This is a genomic window from Sporosarcina thermotolerans (assembly GCF_042658975.1).
Lineage (GTDB): Bacteria > Bacillota > Bacilli > Bacillales_A > Planococcaceae > Sporosarcina > Sporosarcina thermotolerans.
The window spans coordinates 268,046-291,924 of the sequence record NZ_JBHSRM010000003.1 but is presented as its reverse complement, the minus strand read 5'-3'; the positions used below and the strand labels follow the sequence as shown (position 1 = coordinate 291,924).

Sequence of the window (23,879 nt, the reverse complement as noted above, 5' to 3'; positions counted from 1 at the left end):
ACTATCTTACTTTATTTTACACAAATAAGTGAATAGATATACTTAAATTGTTTAGGTATCTCTGATTAAGGGTGGAGGGTGGATTTTAGGAAAGAATTGTGAAGGTACCTGTGTGACAAACAATCGAGAATATTCATTGGATATGTATGAATTAATAATAGTAAATGCATAAGTGTCGGTATTTTGTTTCGATGTTATGTATTTATATTCATTTATTTGAATTACCATAAAAGTGTCTTGCACAGGCACCTTCACAAAATCTTTACAAATCATACCGTTACAATTCCCTATGAACATATGATACTAATGGTTTACAGAAAATATAGAGAACGCTTACATAGGCTTATTAATTAATCATAGTGCGGTTGTTATAATAGAGATGATTTGAAAAACCATATATTGGAGGTTCGTATATGCGGATGTGGAAAAATGTTTCGGCGTCGGTTCTTGCGCTATCTTTGGTAGCAGGCGGGTTAACCGGTGAAGGACAAGTTTCGGCTAACGGGAAAGCGAAGGCGGATACGGGTGTTACGCGTGGCGAGTTTGTGAAATCATTGATTGAACAGATGGACGTTGAATTAGGGTCTGGGAAGTCGGTCAAGTTCAAGGATGTGCCGGAGTCATTGAAGCCGTATATTGAAAAGGCGATTGAGCTGAAACTGATTGCCGGGAAGACGCCGACGAAGTTTGCTCCGAATGAAAAGATTTCACGTGAGCATGCGATTGTCATCGTAACACGTGGAATTGACACGGACAAAACGTTTTCCGATAAGGTGCTGAATCAATTCAAAGACGGCCATAAGATTGGCAAGTCAAGCCGTGAGATGCTGTCAAAGGCAGTCGGTTTAGGTCTTTTGAAAGGGCATCCAAACAAGACGATCCAACCTCAAAATATTATTAGCAAACATGAAATGCAAAAGGTGTTGGAGCGTTTCCTCTCAGAGTATCTTGCGTCGCAGTCCTTTGTTTCGCTGCGTATTTTGGGGACTTCTGATATCCATACGAATCTGATGAACTATGACTATTATAAGGACACGGAAACGAATAGCTTGGGACTTGCAAAAACGGCGACGTTGATTAAACAAGCCCGGAAAGAGAATCCGAATACGCTGCTGTTCGACAATGGCGATTCCATCCAAGGCACGCCACTTGGGTCCTATAAGCAAGCAGTTGATAAATTGAAGAAGGGTGAAACGCATCCATCCATTGGGGCGATGAACCTATTGGGCTACAATGCTGCGACACTTGGGAACCATGAGTTTAACTATGGTCTACCGTATTTGGACGAAGTCATTGACGATGCGGACTTCCCATATGTGAACGCGAATATCCGCGATGCAAAAAGCGGTAAATTGAAGTATGAACCATTTGTGATAATCAATAAAGAAGTGGTTGACTCGAAAGGGAAGAAGTCGACGATTAAGGTCGGCGTGACGGGGATTGTTCCGCCACAGATCCTGAAATGGGACAAGTCCCACTTGGAAGGGAAAGTGACGGTTGACGATTCCGTGAATGCTGTCAAAGCGGTCGTTCCACAAATGGAAAAAGCGGGGGCGGACGTGATCGTCGTACTGTCCCACTCCGGTTTTGGCGATGCGAAACATGAGGTCGGGGAAGAGGATGTTACTTATTTATTGTCCAAAGTGAAGGGCGTAGATGCAATCATCACGGGCCATGCGCACGCTGTATTCCCGGGTAAATTGGATGCGTCACTTACGGGAGTTGACTTGGAAAAAGGTACAGTGAATGGAGTTCCGATAGTGATGCCTGGCAAATATGGCAGCCATTTGGGAGTCATTGACCTGCGACTTGAGTTGAAGGGCAAACAGTGGAAGATTGTGAAGTCGAATGCGGAAGTTCGCGAAATTGTGAAGACAAGCAATTCCGACGTCGACCAATCTGTCGTGAAAGCGGTGAAGGAAGCGCATGAAGGCACGATCAAGTACGTCCGTCAGCCGGTCGGAGAAACGACTGCCGACATTCATAGCTACTTCTCGCAAGTCCAAGATGATCCTTCGATTCAAATCGTCACGAACGCGCAGACCATCTATGTGAAGGATAAATTGAAGGGCACTGTAAATGAAAAACTTCCAGTCCTATCAGCTGGTGCGCCGTTCAAAGCAGGGACGCGCAGCGATCCGGAGTACTATACCTTTGTTCCAAAAGGGCAATTGGCAATCAAAAACGTAGCGGACCTGTACTTATATGACAACACAGTGGCGATTGTGAAAGTGACGGGCGCCGATGTGAAAGAATGGCTTGAAATGTCTGCGGGACAATTCAACCAGATCGTTGCAGGGAAATCCGGTGAACAGCAATTGATCAATACAGATTTCCGTTCCTACAATTATGACGCGATTGATGGCGTCACGTACGAAATCGACGTCACGCAACCGGCGAAATACGATCCCGACGGCAACTTGGTCAACGGCAATGCATCGCGCATCAAAAACCTGACGTACAATGGAAAGCCGATTGACCTAAAACAGGAATTCATCGTCGCGACAAACAACTATCGGGCAAATGGAACATTCCCGGGTGTCCGTAACGCTTCCTATATTGAAGTGTACCCGGACGAAAACCGCCAAGCGATCATCGATTTCATACTTGCCGAGAAAGTGATTGATCCATCAGCGGACGGCAACTGGAAGTTCTCCACACTTCCAGCGAACGCGACTGTTGTCTTTGAAACATCGAAAAAAGCGGTCAACGTTTTGTCTGCCAATAGCAATATTAAGTATATTGGCGATGGAGCGGATGGGTTTGGGAAGTATTTGTTGAAGTGATCTTAGATAAAAATTCTGAAAGCCAATGACGCTTGGGTGTCATTGGCTTTTCATGTTTTTCGGGAAATGTATCAGGTACCTTCACAAACAAGTTGACCGTTGAACACGAGAGGGTGCTGTTAATATGAATCGTTTAAAAAACAGCATTAATGGATTAACGGTAGTTAAAGTTCTCATCTTTGCATTCTTTGGTCTATTCATGTTACTACCGCTCCTATCAGTTTTTGTTGTCGGCTTTACTGGAGAACCGACGGAGATGAATTTCGGTTGGCGATAGCCAACACCTCTTTTTATTGATATAATAGGAACAGGTATTCCTGATTTTCTGAAATGAGGTGATTGAGTGGCAAATAAAGCATACAAATTTCGAATCTACCCGACAAAGGACCAGGAAGACTTTTTGGTCAAGACATTCGGATGTGTTCGCTTTGTCTACAATAAAATGCTTGCGGAACGCAAGGAAACCTATGAAAAACTAAAACACGACATGGTATTACTGAAGAAACAGAAGCTACCGACGCCCGCTAAATACAAGAAAGAATTTGAGTGGCTCAAGGAGGTTGATAGCCTTGCACTTGCTAACGCCCAGTTGAATCTGCAAACGGCGTTTTCCAATTTCTTCTCTGGCAAGACAAAGTATCCAAAGTTCAAGAATCGTAAGTCGAAACAATCCTACACGACAAATATGGTCAACGGAAACATCAAGATTCTGGATGCCCACATCAAACTACCGAAACTCAAACCCCTTAAAATGAAACAACATCGCGAAATCCCATCCCATCATGTCATCAAGTCATGCACCATTTCCCGTTCAGCCACTGGAAAGTACCATATTTCCATTCTCACAGAATACGAACACAATCCCGTCAAAAAAGAAATCAATCATGTAGTCGGATTGGATTTTGCCATGAATGGACTTTTTGTTGAGAGCGAAAAGGGTAAGAAAGCCAATTATCCACGATTCTATCGACAGACAGAAGAAAAACTGGCAAAGGAACAAAGAAAATTGTCCAAAATGATGAATGGCTCCTCCCGCTGGGAAAAACAACGGACCAAAGTCGCCAAACTCCACGAAAGAGTGGCAAACCAACGAAAGAACTACCTTCATCAAGAGTCAAGAAAATTGGTAAATAAATACGATTGTGTCGTCATCGAAGATCTTAATATGAAGGGGATGTCGAAGGCCTTCCGTTTCGGCAAAAGCGTTGCCGACAACGGATGGGGGATGTTCACGACATTCTTGCGGTATAAATTGGATGAACAAGGTAAGCGACTTATCAAAATTGACAAATGGTTCCCCTCGTCGAAAACGTGTTCGGCCTGTGGGCATGTCAATGCTGCCTTACGCCTCTCCGAACGGACTTTTGATTGCGATTGCGGATTCGTTATCGACCGAGATTGGAATGCCGCTATCAACATCAAGAATGAGGGACAGTTGATGCTGGACTTGTCCTGATGAAACGGAACTCTTGGAACAAGAGAGATAGCTCGGTCTGTTTTCGCCGGCTACTAGAAGCGGCGATAAGTCGAGAAGCCCCCACTTCAAACGCAAAGCGTTAAGTGGTGGGTAGTTCACTCATCGCTTATACAATTCGCCGACTTCCTTATATGGTCCGTTCGACTATGGGATCGATGCGGGCTATAAAAGCGGATATCGAAGAAGCAGCGGTGAACTTAGGGGCTACCCCATTGACAGCGGCGATTACAATCGTAGGCCCGTTGATGCTTCCGGGGATTGCTGCCGGATCCGTACTTGTTTTCATCACGGTTATTAAAGAGGCGAGTGTGTCCATCTTGCTTGCACCACCTGAATGGGCTCCAATGAGTTTGGCGATTTTCCAAAACATCCTGCGGGCAGAATATTATTCAGCAGCAGCGATGTCAGTTATCCTCGTTGCGCTGGTGTTGATATTGCAAGGGATTGCTAGCTTAATCGGTAAGAAACAACAGCTTTAATCCTTTGACAGCATACTGCAACCGGGCATCTAACATAACTGATTTGGAGTGAGCGTTTTGAAAGGTTTTATCTTTGATTTGGATGGAACGATTTATCTTGACGACCATATAATAGATGGTGCGGCGGATGGTATCAAAGCCCTTAAGGATCGCGGGGATAAAGTCGTGTTCCTTACGAATAAATCGATTGCAAGCCGTAAAGATTATGTCGTGAAGTTGAATGCGTTAGGGATTGAAGTGGAACTTGACGAGGTCATTAATTCCAATTATATTACAGCGCATTACTTGAAAACTGTTATGAAAACTGATGATACTGTTTACGTCATTGGTGAGGGGCCGTTATTCGACGAATTGGCGAGTGAAAACATAAAGCTGGCGGAAAATCCCGCCAGCGCATCTCATGTTGTATTAGGTTGGGATCGTGAATTCAATTATGAGAAATTGAACAATGCTTTCCAAGCTTGGCGAAATGGTGCAGAAATCATTGCAACGAACCCCAATCGGACTTGTCCAGTCAAAGACGGTGAAATCCCTGATTGTGGAGCCATGATTGGCGCGCTTGAAGGGGCGACTGGTGAACCGGTGAAGATGATTACTGGCAAGCCTTCACTTTTGATGGCCGAATAAGTCTTGAAAAATGTATTGGGCATGGAAGCTGGCCAATGCTATATGGTCGGTGACCGTTTGGAAACGGACATTAAAATGGCGAATGACGCAGGAATCCATTCCGTCTTAGTCATGTCAGGCATTACGAATGAAGAGATGTTGAAGGTAAGTGTTCATCAACCGGAATATGTACTTGATAGTGTAAAGGACATCGCAACCTTATAAATCAAATTTCCACATTTCCGGATCACCGGATGAAACGGCCAACGCGCCAACTTGAAGCGCTTCATAGACTTCTGAAAGATCAGTGATCAAACCGCCTGCGATGATGGGATAGTCAAGTTCCCTTGAAAGTTGATCAATCACTTTCGGGATAATGCCAGGCAGAATTTCAACAGCATCTGGTTGGCAGGATTTGACCATTTCAATCCCTTTCGTAATGGCGGCTTGGTCCAACAGAAAGATACGTTGAATCGTTCTTAGACCCAATTCCTTTGCAGCTTTAACAACATTGGTTTTTGTTGTAATGATGCCGGTCGGCTTCCAATATTCTGCAACATAGCTAAGTGCGCTTCGTGAATTGGATATTCCGTCAATAAAATCCATGTGAAGGAACACATGTTTATCGGCCTTGCGCAACTGTTCAATATAGTTGGCAATGGTCATCAGATAAAATTAATTCTTTCCAAAATTTCATCTCTTGGACTATTATAGTAGAGAGTAACCATTCCGTATTTATCGAAAGGATGAATAAACTTGAAATTAGTTGACATGGTGGAATCCCAAATGATTGCCTCCGTAAAAAGTGAGGAGGATTTACAACACGCACTTACTTCGAATGTCAATATTGTCTTCCTTCAAACCGGGAAGGTCAGAGATTATGAGAAAAGACCATTACAATTCCTGCACTCGGCGGGGTTATTGTAATGTTCTTTTTCATTATAGGAGCGTGTAAAAAATGAAATCATTTTCATTTAAAGGCAGACAAGAATTATTAAGCGGGATTGAAAACGAGCACTATGACGTGATAATTATCGGGGGCGGAATTACCGGAACAGGAATTGCCCTTGATAGTGTAACAAGGGGTTTGAAGACTCTTTTGGTTGAAATGCAAGATTTTGCTGCTGGGACATCAAGCCGTTCCACGAAACTTGTCCACGGTGGATTGCGCTATTTAAAGCAATTTGAAGTGGGAATGGTTGCGGAAGTTGGGAAGGAAAGGGAAGTCGTCTATCGAAATGCGCCTCATGTTACTCACCCGGAGTGGATGTTACTGCCGATTTATCGTAAAGGGACATTCGGGAAGTATTCCACGTCGCTTGGTTTAAAAGTCTATGATTTTTTGGCTGGAGTTAAAAGAAACGAGCGGCGTAAAATGCTGACAATGGAAGAAAGTTTACGGAAAGAGCCTTTATTAAAAAAGAAAGATCTCCAAGGTGCAGGCTATTACGTTGAATATCGGACAGACGACGCACGATTGACAATTGAAGTGGCGAAAACTGCTTATGCAAATGGCGTCGACTTGCTTAACTATGTGAAAGCTGAGTCGTTTAAATATGACGCGCACGGAAAGGTTGCAGGACTATATTTCCGGGATGTTTTGGATGAAGAGCGATATCTTGTTATGGGCAAAAAAATTATTAACGCCACTGGTCCATGGGTTGAAGAGACAATCGGTCAAGACCGGAAGATTGAAGGGAAAAGTCTTTTTCATTCAAAAGGCGTTCATATCGTCATCGACGGTTCGAAATTCCCATTACGTCAAGCAGTCTATTTCGACACACCTGACGGACGAATGGTATTTGCCATTCCGAGGAATGGGAAAACGTATGTAGGAACGACCGATACCGAGTACCACGGTGATTTGGTGAATCCCGAAATCACCGAGGAAGACAAACAATATATATTGAAAAGCATTGCATTCATGTTTCCGGACTTGCAACTTAGCATGCAGGATATCGAATCTGCGTGGGCAGGCGTGCGGCCGTTAATCCGCCAGGAAGGGAAAGGACCATCCGAAATTTCACGGAAAGATGAGATCTGGACATCTGAAACAGGTTTGATCACAATCGCTGGCGGCAAATTGACCGGCTACCGGAAAATGGCTGAAACCGTCACAGACATGATTTGCGAGCAATTAAAACAAGAAGGCAAGAATTGCACAGAGTCTGTAACTAAGCAAATGAAGTTATCAGGTGGGAATTTCAATAATCCTGAAGACTATGGGCGTTTCATAAACGATAGAGCTCAGGCTATTGCCGTAGAAACAGGCATTTCACTCGGTGACGCAACAAGCATCCTTGCAACATACGGTACAAACACGGATTCAGTATTAAGATATGCGGGCAAAGAATTACAAGAAACGAACTTGCCGCTGTCCATTAAGCTGACCCTCCACTACGCAATCGAAGAAGAAATGGCCATCACACCCGCCGACTACTTCATCAGAAGAACCGGCGCAGTCCTATTCGACATCGACTGGGTGAATAAATGGAAATACGAAGTTGTTGCGTATATGGCTATTGTAATGAAGTGGAGTTTTGAGGAAACGCAGAAGCGTATGGATGATTTGAATCAGCGGATTGAAGAGATAGTATGAGTCTTGATTGGAAATTAATGGGAGGACAACGATAATTTCGTTGTCCTCCTTTTTTGTGTGAGGCCAAATTGTAAACGTGCCTGTGCAGCAAACAATCGAGAATTTTCATTTCGATGAATTGTCATAAACGTGTAATGCACAGGTACCTTCACAATGACCCCAAAAACTTCTCGTAAACTATTTACATATTCAGATTACTGTGATTAAATTGAAGATAGTTACATATGTAATATATATGAGCAAATGTAACGATGAAAAGAGGTGGCCTTTTGCTAGAGGATAAGAGAGAACTCATTAAAATTGCGCATTATTATTATAAAGATGGGTTGACGCAACAGGAGATTGCGCAAAAGCTGTCCATTTCGCGTCAAAAAGTGAATCGATCTATTAAGAGATTGCATGAGGAAGGTATTGTGAAAATCGAGATTATGAAATTAGAGGACTCTTTCGAAGAATTGGAGAGTGCTTTGGAAAAGAAATTTAATCTTAGGCGTGTAATTGTTGCTCATGCAGATAGTAAAGAGGATATTACGAGGCAACTTGGTGTTGCGGGTGCAGAATTCCTGATGAGTCAACTGAATGATGATGTTAAAATCGGGGTTTCTTGGGGGAAGACGCTGCATGAAGTGGGGGCTAATTTACGCAATGGCCAAAAAGGAAATGTTGAAGTCATTCAACTTGTTGGTGGGGTGAATTCTAATATAGCTGCCGATATGACGAATGAAATTACACGGCAATTCGCGTCAAGCCTTGGTGGAGTTCCACATTATATCTACGCTCCTGCCATTGTGAAAAGCAGGGAATTGAAGGAATCAATATTACAGGAGGACAGCATCCGTGTGGTGATGGAAGAAATCGACCATTGCGACATTGCCTTTGTCGGGATCGGTGAACTGAGTAGTGTATCGACGATTTACGAACAGAAGTATTTGGATAGTGATTACCTAAATTATTTGCATGGCAATAATGCGGTCGGCGATATTTGTCTGCATGTATTTGATAAGACAGGTAATTTCATCGAAGAAAATGTTGAGCATTTTTCAATTGGGCTGGATAGAGCTCAGCTTCTTAACATCCCGAATGTCGTGGCAATCGCAGGTGGAGCGGAAAAAGTGAATGCAATCATCGGGGCATTACGAACAGGGGCGGTTGACGTATTAATTACCGATTCCATCACTGCACATATGATTTCATCGGAAATATAGTAGGGGGGCTGGGTGTGAAGAAAAACTATATCGTAACGATTGACGCCGGTACGACTAACCTGAAAGTTTCCTTGTTCCATATCAATGGAACAATTATCAACTCAATTGTCCGGTCGGTACATATGATCCAATCCGGAAATGAACGGTTTGAATTAGATATGACACTGCTTTGGGAAAAGGTCGCTTCATCCATCCGCGAATTAATTGAACAAACTGCCATTCATCCGAGCTCGATTCTAAATATAGGAATCACGGGGCAGGGGGAAGGATGTTGGCTAGTCGATAGTCAATATATGCCTGTTCGGAATGCTATTCTTTGGATGGATAAAAGAGCAGCCAAACTACTCAGTGAAATTCCGATTGACGAACAATTGAACTACGAAGCCATCACTTATTCAGGCCTGGTTCCAGGTTCAACTATTGCTTTGCTCAAATGGTTGGATAAAAATGAGCCATCCTCGTTGAGCAAGGCGAAGTGGTGCCTAACGTGCAAGGATTGGATTCGGTTGAAATTAACAAGCGTAGCCCGTACCGATTATTCGGATATCTCAACTTCAATGTTAGATATGAAATTTGGAAAAGTATCATCGGAAGTATTCGATCTACTTGAAATTCCCCATTTAGGCCGGCTCATCCCGCCAATTCATTATGCGGGCGAAAATGGTGGAACAATTACGGAGGAGGCTGCCAGTCTCACGGGTCTCCTTGAAGGTACGCCTGTCGTGATTGGTTCACTCGATATCATAGCAAACGCATTAGGCAGCGGAGCTATAAATGAAGGGGAAATAAGTATTACGATTGGAACAACATGCAGCATTCAGAGGTTGATTGCCACACTACCACCGAATCATGATGGTAAAGGCAGCACCCAATTTGGTGCAAGCCCTGGTCAATACTTGAAAATGGCAGGTAGTATGGCAGGTACGCCAAATATCGATTGGATCACGAATGTTCTCTATGAGACGGATTTTAGAGACCAACAGGAAAAAGACGATTTCTTTGCTTTATTGGACGATGAAATGAAAGCGGTTCCAATTGGCGCAGGAGGTGTACTTTACCATCCATATATTATGGTGGGCGAAAGGGCTCCCTTCTATAATCCATACGCTTCAGCCCAGTTTTTCGGGATTCAACAGTCTACATCCAAAGCGCATCTAAGCCGCGCAGTATATGAAGGGATTGCTCTTTCGATAAGGGATTGTCTCGATTCTGCAATAGGGGTTAAACGGATCGTCTTGAATGGTGGCGGTTCAAACAGTGTTCTTCTGCCGCAAATTATTGCGGATTGTACCGGGACGGAAGTCGTTAAGTTGGTAGGCAAGGAAATCACCTCTAAAGGAGCATTTTTTCTGGCAGCAGTTCAATCGGGGGTTTATGAGTCCCTTGATAAGGCTGTACAGACAACAACAACAGTGGAGAAGTCTTATCTTCCCATTAAGGAGAATGCGGAACTGTATGATGACTTGTTCAAGCTATATAAGCAAATTCGAACGTCGAATATTGAAAACTGGGAACTAAGGCATCAGTTTATGAATAAGGTCAAAAACAGAGTGGAGGAAAAGGTATGCGAGCCCTACTGACAGCTGAAATGGATAAGACGCTTATAGAAGAAATAGAAGAGTTTCTTGAGGTGGAAAAGGGGGGATGGTTTACGTCAAATCGTTTGTTAGATGAGGATGAATTAATTGACAGATTGCGAGACAAAGAGGTTTTGATAACGAGCTACGATAAAGTTACACGGAAAGTCATTGAAAGCTGCCCTAATCTGAAACTGATCGCATGCACAAGATCGAATCCTGTAAATATCGACTATGATGCAGCTTTTGAGCATGGCATTCCAATAATTCATACGCCAGGAAGAAATGCGGACAGCGCTGCGGAGTATACCTTTTCGTTAATGTTGAATATTTCCCGTAATACTCCATTTGCGTATATGGCACTTAAGAATGGCAAGTATGTCCAGGAATCTGTGGAAAAGGGTAAGACTTCCGATATTGGTAAGGCGGATGTGACATGGGCACTTGGCGAGGGAAGCCCCTATTTGGTTTTCAAAGGATTTGAATTGAAAGGGAAAACATTGGGCATAGTCGGTTTCGGACAAATCGGTAAAAAGGTTGCGGAGCTTGCGAAAGCATTCGGTATGGACATTCTTGTTTATGATCCGAATTTCAAAATAGTAGATGGATCTAATAGGCAAGTAGACTTGAATGAATTGCTGCTGCAAAGCGATTTCATCACATTGCATGCGGCAGTCGTACCTGAAACGATCGGTCTTATGAATAAAAGGACATTTCAGCTGATGAAAAGATCTGCGTATTTAATCAACACGAGCCGCGGTGCCATTATAAATGAAGAAGATTTAATCGAGGCATTAAGGAATAAAGAAATTGCTGGGGCGGCGCTTGATGTATTTGCGAGTGAGCCATTGCAAGCCGATCATCCATTTTTAAATGAACTTGAAAACGTCATCATTACCCCTCATATAGCCGGGGCAACGTACGACGCCATAACTAATCATACTAAAATGATAATCTCTGATTTAAAGAAGTTCATGAACGGTGAATTACTTGAGTTTCAATATAAAGAAGAAAAAGGGGGAGTTCCTGTTGTTGAATGAAAAATGGGATTTTGAAACGAAAGCAGTCCATGTTGGTTCAGATCCTTGCCCGCATACCGGAGCCATTGTGTCGCCAATCTACCAAACTTCCACGTATACGTATAAAAGTACAGAGGAAGCAGGGAAAATCTTCTCCGGGGAACAATTTGGATACTTGTACGGCCGTGATCATAGTCCAACAGAGCTTGAGCTTGAAGCTAAAATTGCTGCTTTAGAGGGAGGGGAAGCGTGTAAGGCATTCGCGTCAGGGATGGCGGCAATTGCAGCGACTTGCACAGCATTGCTTGAAGCAGGTGATCATGTCGTATGTGATACCGTCGTTTACGGTGGCACGTATGGGCTGTTCGCAAAGATTTTTTCGAAATTTAATGTAAGCGCTTCATTTATTGATACATCAGATATTGAACTGTTGAAAAGTTCGATACGCCCCAATACGAAATTTGTCTATATCGAGACTCCCGCAAATCCTACCTTGAAAATTGTTGACATCAAAGAAACTGCTGAGTTGTGTAAGGAACATGGCATTAAATTAGTTGTTGACAACACATTTATGACTCCATATTTTCAAAGACCACTAGAATTAGGCGCGGATATTGTCGTCCATAGCGCAACTAAATATATGGGCGGGCACGGTGACCTCATTGCAGGCGCGGTTGTCGGTTCTGAGGAATTCATTAAAAAAGGATTACATGATCCGGTCACAAAGTTAGGTGGATTAATCTCCCCTTTCACTTGTTTTTTAGTGAAGCGCGGCTTGCAAACATTGGCATTAAGAATGGAAAAGCATAATTCCAATGCAATGGAAGTGGCAAGGTTTTTGGAAAATCATGAAAAGATCGAGTTGCTCGTCTACCCTGGTTTGGAATCATTTCCGCAGTATGAGCTAGTGAAAAAGCAAATGGGCGGTTATGGAGGTCTTATTTCATTCGAATTGAAAGGAGGGCTCGAGAAAGGGCAGGCATTTTGCGATAATCTCAAAATGATTCAGTTGGCTGTAAGTTTAGGGGATGTTGGTTCCCTCGTGCAACACCCTGCCTCAATGACCCATAAGTCACTGCCGCTTGAAGAAAGGCGGAAGCACGGGATAACAGATAGTTTGATTAGGCTTTCTGTCGGAATAGAAAATGCGAAAGACATTATTGAGGACATCGCGCAGTCTTTGGAAAAAATTTAAAGGGGGGTATTTGATTGGCGAAATACAAGTATGCAGTCGGTGTTTGGGCTTACGGTTCCGTTTCGGACCGCTTTTGTGAGCAGGGTTATCAACAATCAAGAACCTTCAGGGAGAAATTGAAGGCCGCTTCCGAATCAAAAGGTATAAAAGGTGTTGAAATCCATTTCAATGGCGATTTTGACGAGTCGTCAGTTGATGAGACGAAGCAGATGATTGACGAGTTCGGCTTGGAGATTGCAGCCATTAACTGTGAAATATTCGGAAATAGGAAATTCCGTAAAGGCGCTCTTTCTGCAAACGATTTAGTTATCCGGGAAGACGCAATGGAAATCATTAGGGGAGCAGCGAGGGCTGCACGGCAACTTGGTGTTGAAGTCGTCAATATTTGGCCAGGTGCTGACGGTCATGATTATCCATTCCAAGTGAATTTCATCGACTTATGGAATCACTTAATCAGTTCCGTAAAAAGTGTTGTAGAGGAATTCCCGAATCAGAAGTTCGCCATTGAGTATAAAGGGAGAGAGCCGCGGGGAAGATCGGCGATTAGTACTGTTGGAACTTCATTGATGATGTTGCAAGAAATCGGTGCGGATAATTTTGGGGTAACGATCGATTTTGGCCATGCCTTACAAGTTAAGGAAAATCCAGCGGAATCTGCGGTGTTGCTGAACCGATACGGGAAGCTATTCCATGTGCATATGAATGACAATACGAGGGATTGGGACGATGATTTCATGGTCGGCTCCTATCATGTCTGGGAAACACTTGAATTCTTTTATTACTTGAAGAAAATCGGATATCAAGGATGGATCAGCCTTGATATAACGCCTGCAAGGGAAGATCAGATTGGCGTTGTTGAGCATTCGATTGAAGTGATGGAGCAAATGGGCCGATTTGTAGATGAGATGGATGATGCATTTATGGAGAAGTTATTAGCCGAACAGGATGCTTTGGCAGTACAAAAGCATCTATTCCAAGGAATATTCGCGGCGACAGTCAGGGGGTAGGAGAATGTATTGTATTGACTTAACAGGAAAAGTTGCAATTGTCACTGGGGGAACAAAAGGGATTGGTAAGGCGATAGTAGAGCTATTTGTTGAGAGTGGGGCGAAAGTGGCCATTGTCGGAAGGCGTCAAGAACTTTGTGATGAGGTCGCCGCGGAGTTTGGGGTGGATCATGTCTTTCCATTTGCTGCGGATGTTTCGAAAAAGCAGGACATCGAAAGAATGGTCAGCGCGACAAAGGAACATTTCGGCAGAATAGATATTTTGGTCAATAATGCTGGCTCCTCCACGATGGATTATGTGGAAGATATAAAGGAAGAAGATTGGGATAGCATTATGGATTTGAACGCAAAAGGGGTTTTTCTTGCAAGCCAAAATGTGATAAAGATGTTCAAGGAACAAGGGGAAGGGGGTAGAATCATAACGATTGCTTCGCAAGCGGGAAAGAATGGTTATCGATGCATGGGTAACTATGTCGCTTCGAAGCATGCTGTCCTTGGACTGACAAAGGTAATGGCATTGGAGCTTGCAAAGGAAAAGATTTTAGTGAACGCAGTTTGTCCTGGCATTATCGAAACGGATATGAAGAGGATTGAACGTGTATGGGGTGGAAATTTAAGGGGAATGAAGGCGGAGGAAGTCGAGCAGGAGGACAATTCCCAAGTGCCTTTAGGAAGGACCGGGCAACCTAGAGACGTCGCAAATGTTGTATTGTTTTTAGCTTCTGAACTTGCAAGCTATATGACGGGACAAAGTATTAATGTCACGGGCGGAATGACTATGAACTAGGGAGTGGGAGAAATGAAAACGAAGTTGAGTAAGGGGAACCCATGGGCTTTGCTGCCACTATTTGTATTTTTATTGCTATTCATCGGCACGGCCTTGATTACAAATGACTTTGGAAAGATGCCGGTAATCGTTGCATTTGTCATTGCTGGGGTAGTGGCATTGGCGATGAATCGGAAAGAAAAACTATCTACAAAGGTTGATATTTTCACAAAAGGCGGCGGTCATCCTAATATTATTTTAATGGCGATCATCTTTATCCTTGCCGGCGCATTTGCTTCTGTTGCTTGAGGGATGGGGGCAGTCGATTCCACGGTGAATCTCGGGTTATCTGTGATTCCCGCGAACCTATTGATTGTCGGGATTTTCGTCATTGGGTGTTTTATTTCATTATCAATGGGGACTTCAATGGGTACTGTTGTCGCATTGGCTCCAATTGCTTTCGGAGTTGCACAACAGGCTGGAATTTCTCCTGCGCTTGCAATGGGTGCTGTTATCGGTGGAGCGATGTTTGGGGACAATCTTTCCATGATATCAGATACGACGATTGCGGCTGTACGAACACAAGGTACCCAGATGAGTGATAAATTCAAGGTGAACTTCATCATCGTTTTACCTGCGGCTATTGTGACTGCCATCCTCCTTGGCATTGCAACTGCAGGAAGTTCTGCAAATATTGGAGGGGACCTTTCTTATAATTTAGTTAAGGTTCTTCCGTACTTGGCCGTACTTGTTGTCGCCTTGATGGGCGTGAATGTGATGTTAGTCTTGATTGGCGGGACAGTATTTGCAGGGATTATCGGGATAATTGACGGCTCATTTGGGGTTTATGGCTTTTTCGGGCTAATGGGCGAAGGGATTATGGGAATGGAAGACTTGGCAATGATTGCGATTTTGATAGGCGGTATCGTTGAAATCATAAAACATAACGGCGGAATCGACTATATGCTTTATACGATCACCAGCAAAATCAAATCCAAAAAGGGTGCCGAGTTTGGAATAGCTGGGTTAGTAAGTGTTGCGGATATTGCAACAGCAAATAATACAATTTCCATTGTTATGACGGGGCCGTTGGCGAAGGATATCGCGGATGAATATGATATCGACCCCAGAAGGTCTGCGAGTATACTGGATATTTTCTCATGTGCATGGCAAGGCATGGTACCGTATGGCGGTCAGATGTTAGTTGCTGCGGGAATCGCTTCTATTTCGCCGCTAAGCATTATGCCGTATTCGATCTATCCATTCCTTATTTTGTTCTTCGGAATACTGGCAATCGTTTTCAACGTGCCACGTCTTGGGAAAAAGAAAGTACCCCAAACAGCTATAGAAGTGAATAAGAATGTGTAAGGGGTTGTGAAAATGTTATTAGAAAAAGAACGGACTTTGGTCATGGAATATGGACAGAAGTTAATCGTGAATCAATTAACAACAGGAACTGGCGGGAATCTAAGTATCTTCAACAGGGAAAAACAATTGGTCGCAATTTCACCAAGTGGAATGAATTATTTCGATATTACTCCGGAAGATGTCGTCGTCATTGATTTGAATGGAAATGTCGTTGACGGAAACCGCACGCCTTCAAGTGAAGTATCGATGCACTTGATCTACTATAACAAAAGAGATGACATACAGGCGGTTGTCCATACACATTCTAACTATGCAACGACAATTTCCTGTATGAACTGGGAATTACCCGCGGTACATTATTTAGTCGCTTTCGCGGGAAATAATGTCCGATGTGCTAAGTATGCAACATACGGTTCTCCGGAACTTGCAGTCAACTCATTTGAGGCCATGCGAGATCGGCGTGCTGTCTTGCTTGCCAACCATGGATTGTTGGCAGGCGGCAATGATATCGACCATGCATTTAATATCGCGGAGGAGATAGAGTTCTGTGCAGAGCTTTATTATCGAACGAAAAGTATTGGGGAACCGGTTATTTTAGGTGAGAATGAAATGACGTTGATGCAGAAGAAATTTGAGACATATGGTCAGCGTGTGAGATAAGTGACAGGCACCCGAACGATTGTAATTGTTTGGGTGCTTGTTGCTTTTTTTGATTGTTTCACAATGTAGATTGGAATTGTGACGGTTGTGTAACGAACAATCGAGAATACAATACCATCAACGTTTCGTAGATCATTTATTACATGTATGCTCATATTGATGAATTGTCATATTAGTGTCTTACCTTACGATAGATTTGCATTTTTAATACAAAATTAGGAAGAAAGACAGGAAGGACTTTCCACTCCTTTGTCGAATATAAGTACTTAGAAGGGGATTAAGTAGAAATTTACCGGGAGTGGAAGTCAGATGATTAAGGAAATGTTGGATATGTATATTGAGCCGGCGACGGAGGATATACATCATCGATATAATTCATGGCATCATTGCCACAGCTTTTTTGCGAACAATCATCAGCGTTTGCATGAGGAATTTGTCCAGGATGTCGCTGCATTGCATATAGGTTTTTACTTAGCGAGTTGGGGGATGATGCGAGGAAGTTCCAAGCTGATACAAAAGGACTATAAGATTCACTTGGAATTTGTTAGGACGGTTGCTGGGAATACCAATTACACAGCTTTTTACTCAAGACAATTGACGGATGAGGAACATGTAGAGACTTTGATGGAGTTGGTGAACGAGACTCGTGCGTGTTATGAGGAGTTCAATGTTTCGGATACACTTGTTACTAAGATTCTGATGGGGGTGTTTGGTAATATTCCTGCATTCGACCGCTATTTCAGAAAAGGTTTAAGATTGCACAGCATGAAAAGTTCTCTTACCAAGGAATCTTTAATTGAAATAGTACGTTTTTATAATACGTATAAAATGGAGTTTGAGCCCTACTTGGATAGTGGTTTTACTCCTATGAAACTTATAGATATGTATTTTTGGCAATCGGCTATTTTTAATAAACAGGCCTCAAAAATTATCGCGACGGAACTCGCTTCGTTAAACGATGAAGATGATAAGGTTAGTTTGGTTCATTCTTAGAGACTTCAGTTTTTATAAAGTTAGATGACAGCTTCGAAGGTCACTTAATTTACATAAAAAAGGAAGTCAACCAAGCATCGTTTTGATTGACTTCCAAATCTCTTTTCATTAATGTGCTTTTTTGGACGCGTACTGCCACCCGTTTTCATCCATCGATCTCACGAAATCCTCTAATACATCGAGGACGACTTCCTCAAGTTTCTTACCTTTTTCCACTGTTGCAACACTTGGATCTCCGGATGCGCCAGTGTTGGTCAATTCTTCAAATCGCCATTTTATTTCAACGTGCTCAGGCAAGTCGGGGATAACCCCGACGGCATGTTCCATTTGTATTAAATCTTCGAAAAGAGCTAATCCCATCGATGTTTCACATTCTCCGGCATGCCCCAATCCATTCCATTTCTCGAAGAAATTCTCTGGCACCATTTTCCCGGCAGCAACCCACCAGTCATTAAATGAAGCAATCGTAACATCCGGATGCTCTACTTTAACAGCCCTCGCAGCTAATTCTATTGGCGCGATGTTGCCGTCATGCCCGTTTATAATCAATATTTTAGTAATTCCATTCCTCACGATTTCCTGCAAAACCTCTTTAATGACATTGACAATCGTATCCGGCTTAAGGCTGATTGTGAAGGGCAGGTCATTGTAATGCTCGCTTAATCCATAATTGATTGGCGGCAAAACCATCATTCCATCTACACGTTGCGCCAGTTTTTCAGAAAGGATATTGGAGATGAGGGCATCGGTTCCGAATGGCATATGGCTGCCATGAGTTTCGAATGCGCCGACACCAAAAACTACCTTATCGATTTTGGCTTGTTTAAATTGGTGATAGGTCATATTTGTTCCGATAGTTATCATGAGTAATTCCTCCATTCTTTTAGGCTTCTGCAGTGGGATTTTTTGAATCAGCTGTGAAACGGTAAATGATCGGATAGAGTGCTATTGTGATGAGCAAAGCAACGAGCCCTGAAGGTAAGCCGAATGGCAAAACGAGTGCGTACTCGAACACCAATCCTAAAACAGCGCCGATTAGGAATGAAATGATGCCTGCCATTTTATATTTCGCCTGAGAATTAAGTTCCTCGACCTTATAGGAACCTTTCTTAACGATGAAATAGTCCGCAATTAGTGGACCCGCCAATGGAAGGAAACCGGCACCAAGGATTGTGATGAAATCCGCGAAAAAGATCTGATAAAACGCCAATGAACCGATGATCGTACCGACCACTCCAGTAATCAAAACAATCTTCTGCCGGTTTGCTTTCTTCTTATAGGATGAAATAACAGGACCTACATAAAGCGAATTACAGTATAGTTCTGCATTATTTGTTGTCCATAAGGACGTAGTCCACGCAAAAACTCCAATAAGTGCGAACAGAATACCCTTATCAATCATCCATTCAACATAGTTGAATTGACCAACTGAAACAGCGCCGATATAGCCTACGATGTTGAGCAATGGATTTGTGAGGACGAAACAGGCGACTGCACCCGCAAATACCGCTTTTATGGATTTATTGAACCGGAAAAGATCGACTCCCATTACGACTCCGGCAATCCAGCTACCCATAACAATTGTGATGGCACTTCCCATTCCAAGACCACCGATTTTATTGGCCTCCGATAAAAAGCTTCCCATCCCACCGCCTTCATTCAACATACCAACTCCAACGATGACTGCGATGATTAGGATAACAGGAGCAACAGGAATTGCCACCGCTTCAATTGCCTTCATTCCCTTATAGGCGGTATAGGTGAAAATGAGTCCAAAAACAGCGCATGCCAAGAAATTTTCCAGTGTAATTGCAGGAATATCCTTATAGCCCAAAACGGCCGGATCGAATACAGTTATCCCTGTAGGATTACCAATCAATGAACTCCAAATTTGTCCAACCATACCTGTGATACTTGCAAACCAACCTAAAGTTAATAATGCCATGACGAACAGAGGTAAATTACTTCCCATCGAACCGTAAGAATATCGGCTGATCAAAGCCAAATTCAATCCTGTCTTTTGTGCCATGATGCCTAACAACGTCGTCAGAACAAGCAAAACGCCCATTCCAATTCCAATTGCCCATAATGCCATTCCTGGTGGCACCCCTGGTTGTCCTCCAAATCCCGCTAAAACACCACCGACAAATAGTCCGGTCACGACATACCCGAAACCTACCCATACCATGACCTGCTTCCAAGTCGGACGTCGCTCCGATTCGGGAACAGGAGAAAGCATATACTCGCCATCTTCGTGAGTGAGTACTTCGAAGTCTTCTTGTTTAGCCATTATGATCCCTCCCTTTTAATTGTATTAGTGCACAATATTCAGGGATGGGGTTTAATATGAAGGAAAGTTATTCGTGTTGCGAATTATTTCGGTGCCTGTGCATCAAACGACTACAATTGCACAGGACCCTTTACAAATGAAAAAACAGTCCAGAAGGTAGATTTTGCTTACCTTTCTGGACTGTTTTCTTCCCCATGTCCCAATTATTTTCTTAAGCCTTCCGTCTAACATGTCCGCAACGCTTGCATGTATTGGAATAGTAGTCCATCCGATGGTAACCGGAAAGCTTACATAACCATTTGCCTACCCATTTTGTCATAAGATCCCCCTTTTGAAACTTTGTTAGTAAAAATTATCTAAATTGGACACAGAATAAAGAATAAATAAAATAATTTCTACCCTTATTATACACCTTACATGATGTTTTACCTATAGCGCGTGATAAAAATTAGTAACTTTATTCCGACAGCGAATTTCGACCTATTTTATCACGAGTCGAAATTACTATCTTTGTTAGATGACATTGGCGCCTATTAATGCTGTGTAAAAGGTATATGGAGCGATGAATTTGTCGTTTATTGGAGCGGATTCCGGTGCCAATTTCATGTATTTGTCGAATCGTGGAAGTGTGGCATGCCTAAGTGTCGACAGAATAGGTATTATTAATTAGGATGTATTACTTTCTTCGTGTAATGGGTGTTTGAATGGTTCAATGGGAAGTTTAAAGCAGATTTGCCGTGATTAGAATTTATTAAATGTGGATTGGTTAATGTACAATTCTTTGTTCGCCATTCAGAAAAAAGGTTTTCAACAATTTTGTTTTTAAGGGAACCTATAGAAAGTAGATGCGTCAATACATAGTAGACAAATAAATATGACATATTTTAATAGTTTCCGTAGGAGTGTCTAATTAGTTATAAAGTATGTGATTACATTTTAGTATTTATAACTTATATTTATTTTGGCATAGAGTAGTTACTACAATAATAGGCCTAATAAACTAAAAAAAATGAAATTGCATTCCAATTCGACAAGAAGAATGATATAGTGACAATATGACTCTATCATCGTGAATATTAAATATTTTAAAATAAATAAAGGTGGCCGTAAGATAATTGGTAGGAGAGTAAAGTAGAGTGGAGGGACAATATGCTTGAGAAGATTTGGTGGAAGAAGACACCAGATATAGATGAAAAAACTTTATCTTTTCGTGTTAATGAGGCACGACAGAAAACTGTCCCCTCCCATGTTGCCATCATAATGGATGGAAACGGACGTTGGGCAAAACAGCGTAATCTACCGCGTGTAATGGGCCATCATGAAGGTATGAAAACGGTACGGAAGATCACACGTTTTGCGAATCGGCTTGGAATTCGCGTGTTGACTTTATATGCATTTTCAACCGAAAACTGGAAGAGACCAAGATTTGAGGTCGATTTCCTTATGAAGCTTCCTGTTGAGTTTTTATCCACATATCTTCCCGAACTTATTGAGGAAAATGTAAGGGTAGAAATGATCGGTGATTTTTCAGCATTGCCTACCCATACTCAAAAAGCCATCAAGGATGCAATGGACGCAACCGCAAACAATGACGGGCTGATTTTGAACTTTGCAATGAACTACGGCAGTCGCCTGGAATTGTTAAATATGGTAAAAGCGATTGGGGAAATGGCAAGAAAAGGGGAGATTCTCCCAGAGGATATTGATGAATCACTTATTGAATCCAATCTTATGACCTCCCACTTGCCTGAACCGGATTTGTTGATCCGAACTAGCGGTGAAGTCCGACTCTCGAACTTCATGCTTTGGCAGCTCGCTTATACGGAGTTCAATTTTACGGATGTATATTGGCCAGATTTTAATGAAGAATGCCTTTTGAGTGCGATTGAAGATTTCCAAAGTCGGAACCGTCGTTATGGCGGTGTGGTTGAGGGAATTGGGGCGTTTAATAAATGATTTGATTTGGAGATACCGTTAATGGTGTCTCTTTTTTTGTGGAGTTTTATGTGGGTTGCGTTATGTTGTATCACAACGTAACCTCTTCGTATCGCAACGTAAAGTCATCGTATCGCAACGTAACCCCATCGTATCACAACGTAAATAGTATGTAGCATCCCAAATTCCACCAAAATGCGTATCCTTTTCCATACCCCGGCATAGTATACTTCGCACACCTATATGATAAAGGAGGTTGAAAATTGTTGCAGTCGAAGAAAATGTTCCTTTCTGCTATTGCTTCTGCCATGGTGATGGGGGCGGTTGTGGCCCCAGCGGCTGTGCAGGCGGATGGAATACCATTCAGTGATTTGGATGCGAAAGCTTATTACTATGGGTCTGTTATTGAGCTGAGTGAGAGGGGAATTGTGAATGGGTTCCCGGATGGTACGTTTAGGCCGGGGGAGTTTGTTACACGTGGGCAGGCGGCCGTGATGCTTGCTTCTGTGTTGGGGTTGGATACCTTGAACGTTAAGAACCCGAATTTTAGAGACTTGCCAACGACTCATCCATCTTATGGACAAATTGCGGCGCTGGTACAAGCAGGAGTAATTGGGGGCTTTGGAGATGGGACGTTTAAACCGAATGTTTTGATGACGCGGGCGCAGATGGCGAAAATTATTCACGATGGATTTGGGCTTATGGAAGGCTCGCTGAATGATTCTCCTTTCTCGGATGTTTCAAGTGGTGATTGGTTTGCACCCTATGTTGAATCACTTCGGGTGAATGGAATCACTTCCGGTACGTCGCCAACGACATATTCACCGAATTCATTTGTCACACGTGGTCAGTTTGCTTCATTTATTACAAGGAGCGAGGCGGCTGTATCGGTTTTGAAATTCGTGGGGAATGGCAAGTTTGACTTGGTGGATGGGAAGGCAGAAAGTGCTTCGTTCCGGGGGCCGACCAGTATTGCCCTTCTTCCTGATGGTTCTATTCTTGTAGCGGACAGTAGAAATCATGTGATTCGGAAAATCCACAATGGCGTTGTGAGTACGTTTGCAGGAATGACTTTAGAATTAAACGAATTTGGGTTGCCGCAAGGTGGTTTCTACAATGGCGATAAGGAAAAGGCCTTCTTTGATGAACCTATTGATATTGCAGCGGATGACGCAGGGAATGTCTTTGTTGCTGATTCCCTAAACCATGCAATCCGCAAAATATCAAACAACGGCCAGGTTACCACTCTTGCTGGTAATGGGTTCATTGGAAAGGAAGACGGTGCCGGTGAAAGTGCCCGATTTTATTCTCCACAGTCAATCGTTGTAACTGCGAATGGAACGTTATATGTTGCGGATACATTGAATCATATAATCCGTAAAATAACGGCTGAAGGTGAAGTGTCGACATTGAACGCAGCATCTGAGCGGGTTGTGGAAGTATTTCCAGGTGAAGTCGAGTGGGCTGGTGATTATAAAGATGGCTTGCTGAACGATGCGAAATTCAATGAACCATCCGGGCTCGCACTTGATTCGAAAGGGAATTTATATGTGAGCGATTCGGGAAATCAATTAATCCGTTACATCGATTTCTCGACAAATACGGTTTCTACTGTTGTAGGGAGTTTCAAGGGGACCCATTCTCTATATGCAGAAGGTGGTTTTTTGAATGGGTTTGCAGCCGATGCACAACTCAATTTTCCAAAAGGGCTGTACTATTCGGAGAAATATGGATTGTTCATTGCAGATAGCTTGAATAAATCTATTCGGGTATTGAAAGATGGAAAAATCCGTACGGTTGCACAAGGTTTCGAAAATCCGGCAGGCCTCGCGATAGATTCTGGCGGGAATTTATATGTAGCAGATAGCTACGATAACCTGATTTTACAAATTTCAGGAAGGGGAGGTAAATGAGTTC

At 42.8% G+C, this 23,879-nt stretch carries 22 protein-coding genes and 1 pseudogene; 19 read left to right on the top strand and 4 right to left on the bottom strand.

Annotated features, from left to right (window positions below):
* Positions 1-419: 419 nt before the first annotated feature.
* The 6 genes from ACFPZG_RS04230 to ACFPZG_RS04205 all read left to right on the top strand — a co-directional run bounded on the left by ACFPZG_RS04230 (position 420) and on the right by ACFPZG_RS04205 (position 5,573).
* Positions 420-2,786 carry a bifunctional 2',3'-cyclic-nucleotide 2'-phosphodiesterase/3'-nucleotidase gene (locus ACFPZG_RS04230; RefSeq protein WP_283734696.1) on the top strand — a complete coding sequence of 789 codons (2,367 nt, stop codon included), beginning with the start codon at positions 420-422 and terminating at the stop codon, positions 2,784-2,786.
* Between the two features lie 124 nt (positions 2,787-2,910).
* Positions 2,911-3,063, top strand: coding sequence for a hypothetical protein (locus ACFPZG_RS04225; protein WP_283732836.1), 153 nt, complete (start codon positions 2,911-2,913; stop codon positions 3,061-3,063).
* Between the two features lie 66 nt (positions 3,064-3,129).
* Positions 3,130-4,242, top strand: a complete 1,113-nt coding sequence (locus ACFPZG_RS04220) for an RNA-guided endonuclease TnpB family protein (protein WP_283732835.1) — start codon at positions 3,130-3,132, stop codon at positions 4,240-4,242.
* A gap of 104 nt (positions 4,243-4,346) precedes the next feature.
* Entirely contained in the window at positions 4,347-4,742 is a 396-nt protein-coding gene (locus ACFPZG_RS04215; RefSeq protein ID WP_381426410.1) for an ABC transporter permease subunit, read from the top strand.
* A 57-nt stretch (positions 4,743-4,799) separates the two neighbouring features.
* Positions 4,800-5,369, top strand: coding sequence for an HAD-IIA family hydrolase (locus ACFPZG_RS04210; RefSeq protein WP_317940287.1), 570 nt, complete (start codon positions 4,800-4,802; stop codon positions 5,367-5,369).
* Between the two features lie 3 nt (positions 5,370-5,372).
* Positions 5,373-5,573 (top strand): HAD hydrolase-like protein, encoded by a 201-nt coding sequence (locus tag ACFPZG_RS04205; protein WP_317940286.1) that lies wholly within the window; start codon positions 5,373-5,375, stop codon positions 5,571-5,573.
* Here the strand turns inward: ACFPZG_RS04205 and ACFPZG_RS04200 are convergent.
* The gene (locus tag ACFPZG_RS04200) at positions 5,568-6,014 is read right to left on the bottom strand and encodes a glycerol-3-phosphate responsive antiterminator (protein WP_283732833.1); all 447 of its coding nucleotides are present in this window, start codon (positions 6,012-6,014) and stop codon (positions 5,568-5,570) included. The two genes, ACFPZG_RS04205 and ACFPZG_RS04200, sit on opposite strands and share 6 nt — an antisense overlap.
* Before the next feature lie 90 nt (positions 6,015-6,104).
* Here ACFPZG_RS04200 and ACFPZG_RS04195 point away from each other — a divergent pair, with 90 nt between their 5' ends.
* The 10 genes and pseudogenes from ACFPZG_RS04195 (at position 6,105) to ACFPZG_RS04150 (ending at position 16,744) form a co-directional block, all read left to right on the top strand.
* Positions 6,105-6,275 carry a hypothetical protein gene (locus ACFPZG_RS04195; protein WP_283732832.1) on the top strand — a complete coding sequence of 57 codons (171 nt, stop codon included), beginning with the start codon at positions 6,105-6,107 and terminating at the stop codon, positions 6,273-6,275.
* A gap of 31 nt (positions 6,276-6,306) precedes the next feature.
* Positions 6,307-7,947, top strand: a complete 1,641-nt coding sequence (locus ACFPZG_RS04190) for a glycerol-3-phosphate dehydrogenase/oxidase (protein WP_283732831.1) — start codon at positions 6,307-6,309, stop codon at positions 7,945-7,947.
* Positions 7,948-8,216: 269 nt separating this feature from the next.
* Positions 8,217-9,152 carry a sugar-binding transcriptional regulator gene (locus tag ACFPZG_RS04185; protein WP_317940285.1) on the top strand — a complete coding sequence of 312 codons (936 nt, stop codon included), beginning with the start codon at positions 8,217-8,219 and terminating at the stop codon, positions 9,150-9,152.
* Between the two features lie 14 nt (positions 9,153-9,166).
* Positions 9,167-10,732 (top strand): FGGY-family carbohydrate kinase, encoded by a 1,566-nt coding sequence (locus ACFPZG_RS04180; protein ID WP_283732828.1) that lies wholly within the window; start codon positions 9,167-9,169, stop codon positions 10,730-10,732.
* Positions 10,717-11,769, top strand: a complete 1,053-nt coding sequence (locus ACFPZG_RS04175; RefSeq protein WP_283732827.1) for a 2-hydroxyacid dehydrogenase — start codon at positions 10,717-10,719, stop codon at positions 11,767-11,769. Before ACFPZG_RS04180 ends, ACFPZG_RS04175 begins: the two co-directional genes overlap by 16 nt.
* The gene (locus ACFPZG_RS04170; protein ID WP_317940284.1) at positions 11,759-12,943 is read left to right on the top strand and encodes a trans-sulfuration enzyme family protein; all 1,185 of its coding nucleotides are present in this window, start codon (positions 11,759-11,761) and stop codon (positions 12,941-12,943) included. Before ACFPZG_RS04175 ends, ACFPZG_RS04170 begins: the two co-directional genes overlap by 11 nt.
* Before the next feature lie 14 nt (positions 12,944-12,957).
* Positions 12,958-13,950, top strand: coding sequence for a sugar phosphate isomerase/epimerase family protein (locus tag ACFPZG_RS04165; RefSeq protein ID WP_283732824.1), 993 nt, complete (start codon positions 12,958-12,960; stop codon positions 13,948-13,950).
* Between the two features lie 4 nt (positions 13,951-13,954).
* Positions 13,955-14,737: an SDR family NAD(P)-dependent oxidoreductase gene (locus ACFPZG_RS04160; RefSeq protein ID WP_283732823.1), complete on the top strand. Its 783-nt coding sequence runs from the start codon at positions 13,955-13,957 to the stop codon at positions 14,735-14,737.
* A gap of 12 nt (positions 14,738-14,749) precedes the next feature.
* Positions 14,750-16,084 (top strand): annotated as a pseudogene (locus ACFPZG_RS04155) (Na+/H+ antiporter NhaC family protein).
* A gap of 12 nt (positions 16,085-16,096) precedes the next feature.
* On the top strand, positions 16,097-16,744 hold the full coding sequence (locus ACFPZG_RS04150) for an L-fuculose-phosphate aldolase (RefSeq protein WP_283732822.1): 648 nt from the start codon (positions 16,097-16,099) through the stop codon (positions 16,742-16,744).
* Here ACFPZG_RS04150 and ACFPZG_RS04145 read toward each other — a convergent pair.
* A complete protein-coding gene (locus tag ACFPZG_RS04145; protein ID WP_381426409.1) occupies positions 16,729-16,899 on the bottom strand; it encodes a hypothetical protein in 171 nt (56 codons plus the stop codon). The two genes, ACFPZG_RS04150 and ACFPZG_RS04145, sit on opposite strands and share 16 nt — an antisense overlap.
* 154 nt (positions 16,900-17,053) lie before the next feature.
* On the opposite strand from ACFPZG_RS04145, the gene ACFPZG_RS04140 reads away from it, so the two are divergent.
* The gene (locus ACFPZG_RS04140; RefSeq protein WP_283732821.1) at positions 17,054-17,737 is read left to right on the top strand and encodes a hypothetical protein; all 684 of its coding nucleotides are present in this window, start codon (positions 17,054-17,056) and stop codon (positions 17,735-17,737) included.
* Positions 17,738-17,845: 108 nt separating this feature from the next.
* On the opposite strand, the gene ACFPZG_RS04135 is transcribed toward ACFPZG_RS04140, so the two are convergent.
* Together ACFPZG_RS04135 and ACFPZG_RS04130 are read right to left on the bottom strand one after the other, a co-directional pair.
* The gene (locus tag ACFPZG_RS04135; protein WP_283732820.1) at positions 17,846-18,601 is read right to left on the bottom strand and encodes a creatininase family protein; all 756 of its coding nucleotides are present in this window, start codon (positions 18,599-18,601) and stop codon (positions 17,846-17,848) included.
* 19 nt (positions 18,602-18,620) lie between these two features.
* Positions 18,621-20,027, bottom strand: a complete 1,407-nt coding sequence (locus tag ACFPZG_RS04130; protein ID WP_283732819.1) for a purine-cytosine permease family protein — start codon at positions 20,025-20,027, stop codon at positions 18,621-18,623.
* Between the two features lie 1,149 nt (positions 20,028-21,176).
* On the opposite strand from ACFPZG_RS04130, the gene ACFPZG_RS04125 reads away from it, so the two are divergent.
* Both ACFPZG_RS04125 and ACFPZG_RS04120 read left to right on the top strand, forming a co-directional pair.
* Complete coding sequence (locus tag ACFPZG_RS04125; protein WP_317940283.1) at positions 21,177-21,983, top strand: isoprenyl transferase; 807 nt, start codon at positions 21,177-21,179, stop codon at positions 21,981-21,983.
* Between the two features lie 242 nt (positions 21,984-22,225).
* The gene (locus tag ACFPZG_RS04120; RefSeq protein WP_317940282.1) at positions 22,226-23,875 is read left to right on the top strand and encodes an S-layer homology domain-containing protein; all 1,650 of its coding nucleotides are present in this window, start codon (positions 22,226-22,228) and stop codon (positions 23,873-23,875) included.
* Positions 23,876-23,879: the final 4 nt, after the last annotated feature.

What these genes read in the sequence shown, in the direction of transcription:
- ACFPZG_RS04230 (WP_283734696.1), top strand. Translation starts at nt 420, where the DNA reads ATGTGGAAAAATGTTTCGGCGTCGGTTCTTGCGCTATCTTTGGTAGCA.
- ACFPZG_RS04225 (WP_283732836.1), top strand. Translation starts at nt 2,911, where the DNA reads ATGAATCGTTTAAAAAACAGCATTAATGGATTAACGGTAGTTAAAGTT.
- ACFPZG_RS04200 (WP_283732833.1), bottom strand. Translation starts at nt 6,014, where the DNA reads ATGACCATTGCCAACTATATTGAACAGTTGCGCAAGGCCGATAAACAT.
- ACFPZG_RS04190 (WP_283732831.1), top strand. Translation starts at nt 6,307, where the DNA reads ATGAAATCATTTTCATTTAAAGGCAGACAAGAATTATTAAGCGGGATT.
- ACFPZG_RS04175 (WP_283732827.1), top strand. Translation starts at nt 10,717, where the DNA reads ATGCGAGCCCTACTGACAGCTGAAATGGATAAGACGCTTATAGAAGAA.
- ACFPZG_RS04160 (WP_283732823.1), top strand. Translation starts at nt 13,955, where the DNA reads ATGTATTGTATTGACTTAACAGGAAAAGTTGCAATTGTCACTGGGGGA.
- ACFPZG_RS04150 (WP_283732822.1), top strand. Translation starts at nt 16,097, where the DNA reads ATGTTATTAGAAAAAGAACGGACTTTGGTCATGGAATATGGACAGAAG.
- ACFPZG_RS04145 (WP_381426409.1), bottom strand. Translation starts at nt 16,899, where the DNA reads ATGAGCATACATGTAATAAATGATCTACGAAACGTTGATGGTATTGTA.
- ACFPZG_RS04140 (WP_283732821.1), top strand. Translation starts at nt 17,054, where the DNA reads ATGATTAAGGAAATGTTGGATATGTATATTGAGCCGGCGACGGAGGAT.
- ACFPZG_RS04135 (WP_283732820.1), bottom strand. Translation starts at nt 18,601, where the DNA reads ATGATAACTATCGGAACAAATATGACCTATCACCAATTTAAACAAGCC.
- ACFPZG_RS04130 (WP_283732819.1), bottom strand. Translation starts at nt 20,027, where the DNA reads ATGGCTAAACAAGAAGACTTCGAAGTACTCACTCACGAAGATGGCGAG.
- ACFPZG_RS04125 (WP_317940283.1), top strand. Translation starts at nt 21,177, where the DNA reads ATGCTTGAGAAGATTTGGTGGAAGAAGACACCAGATATAGATGAAAAA.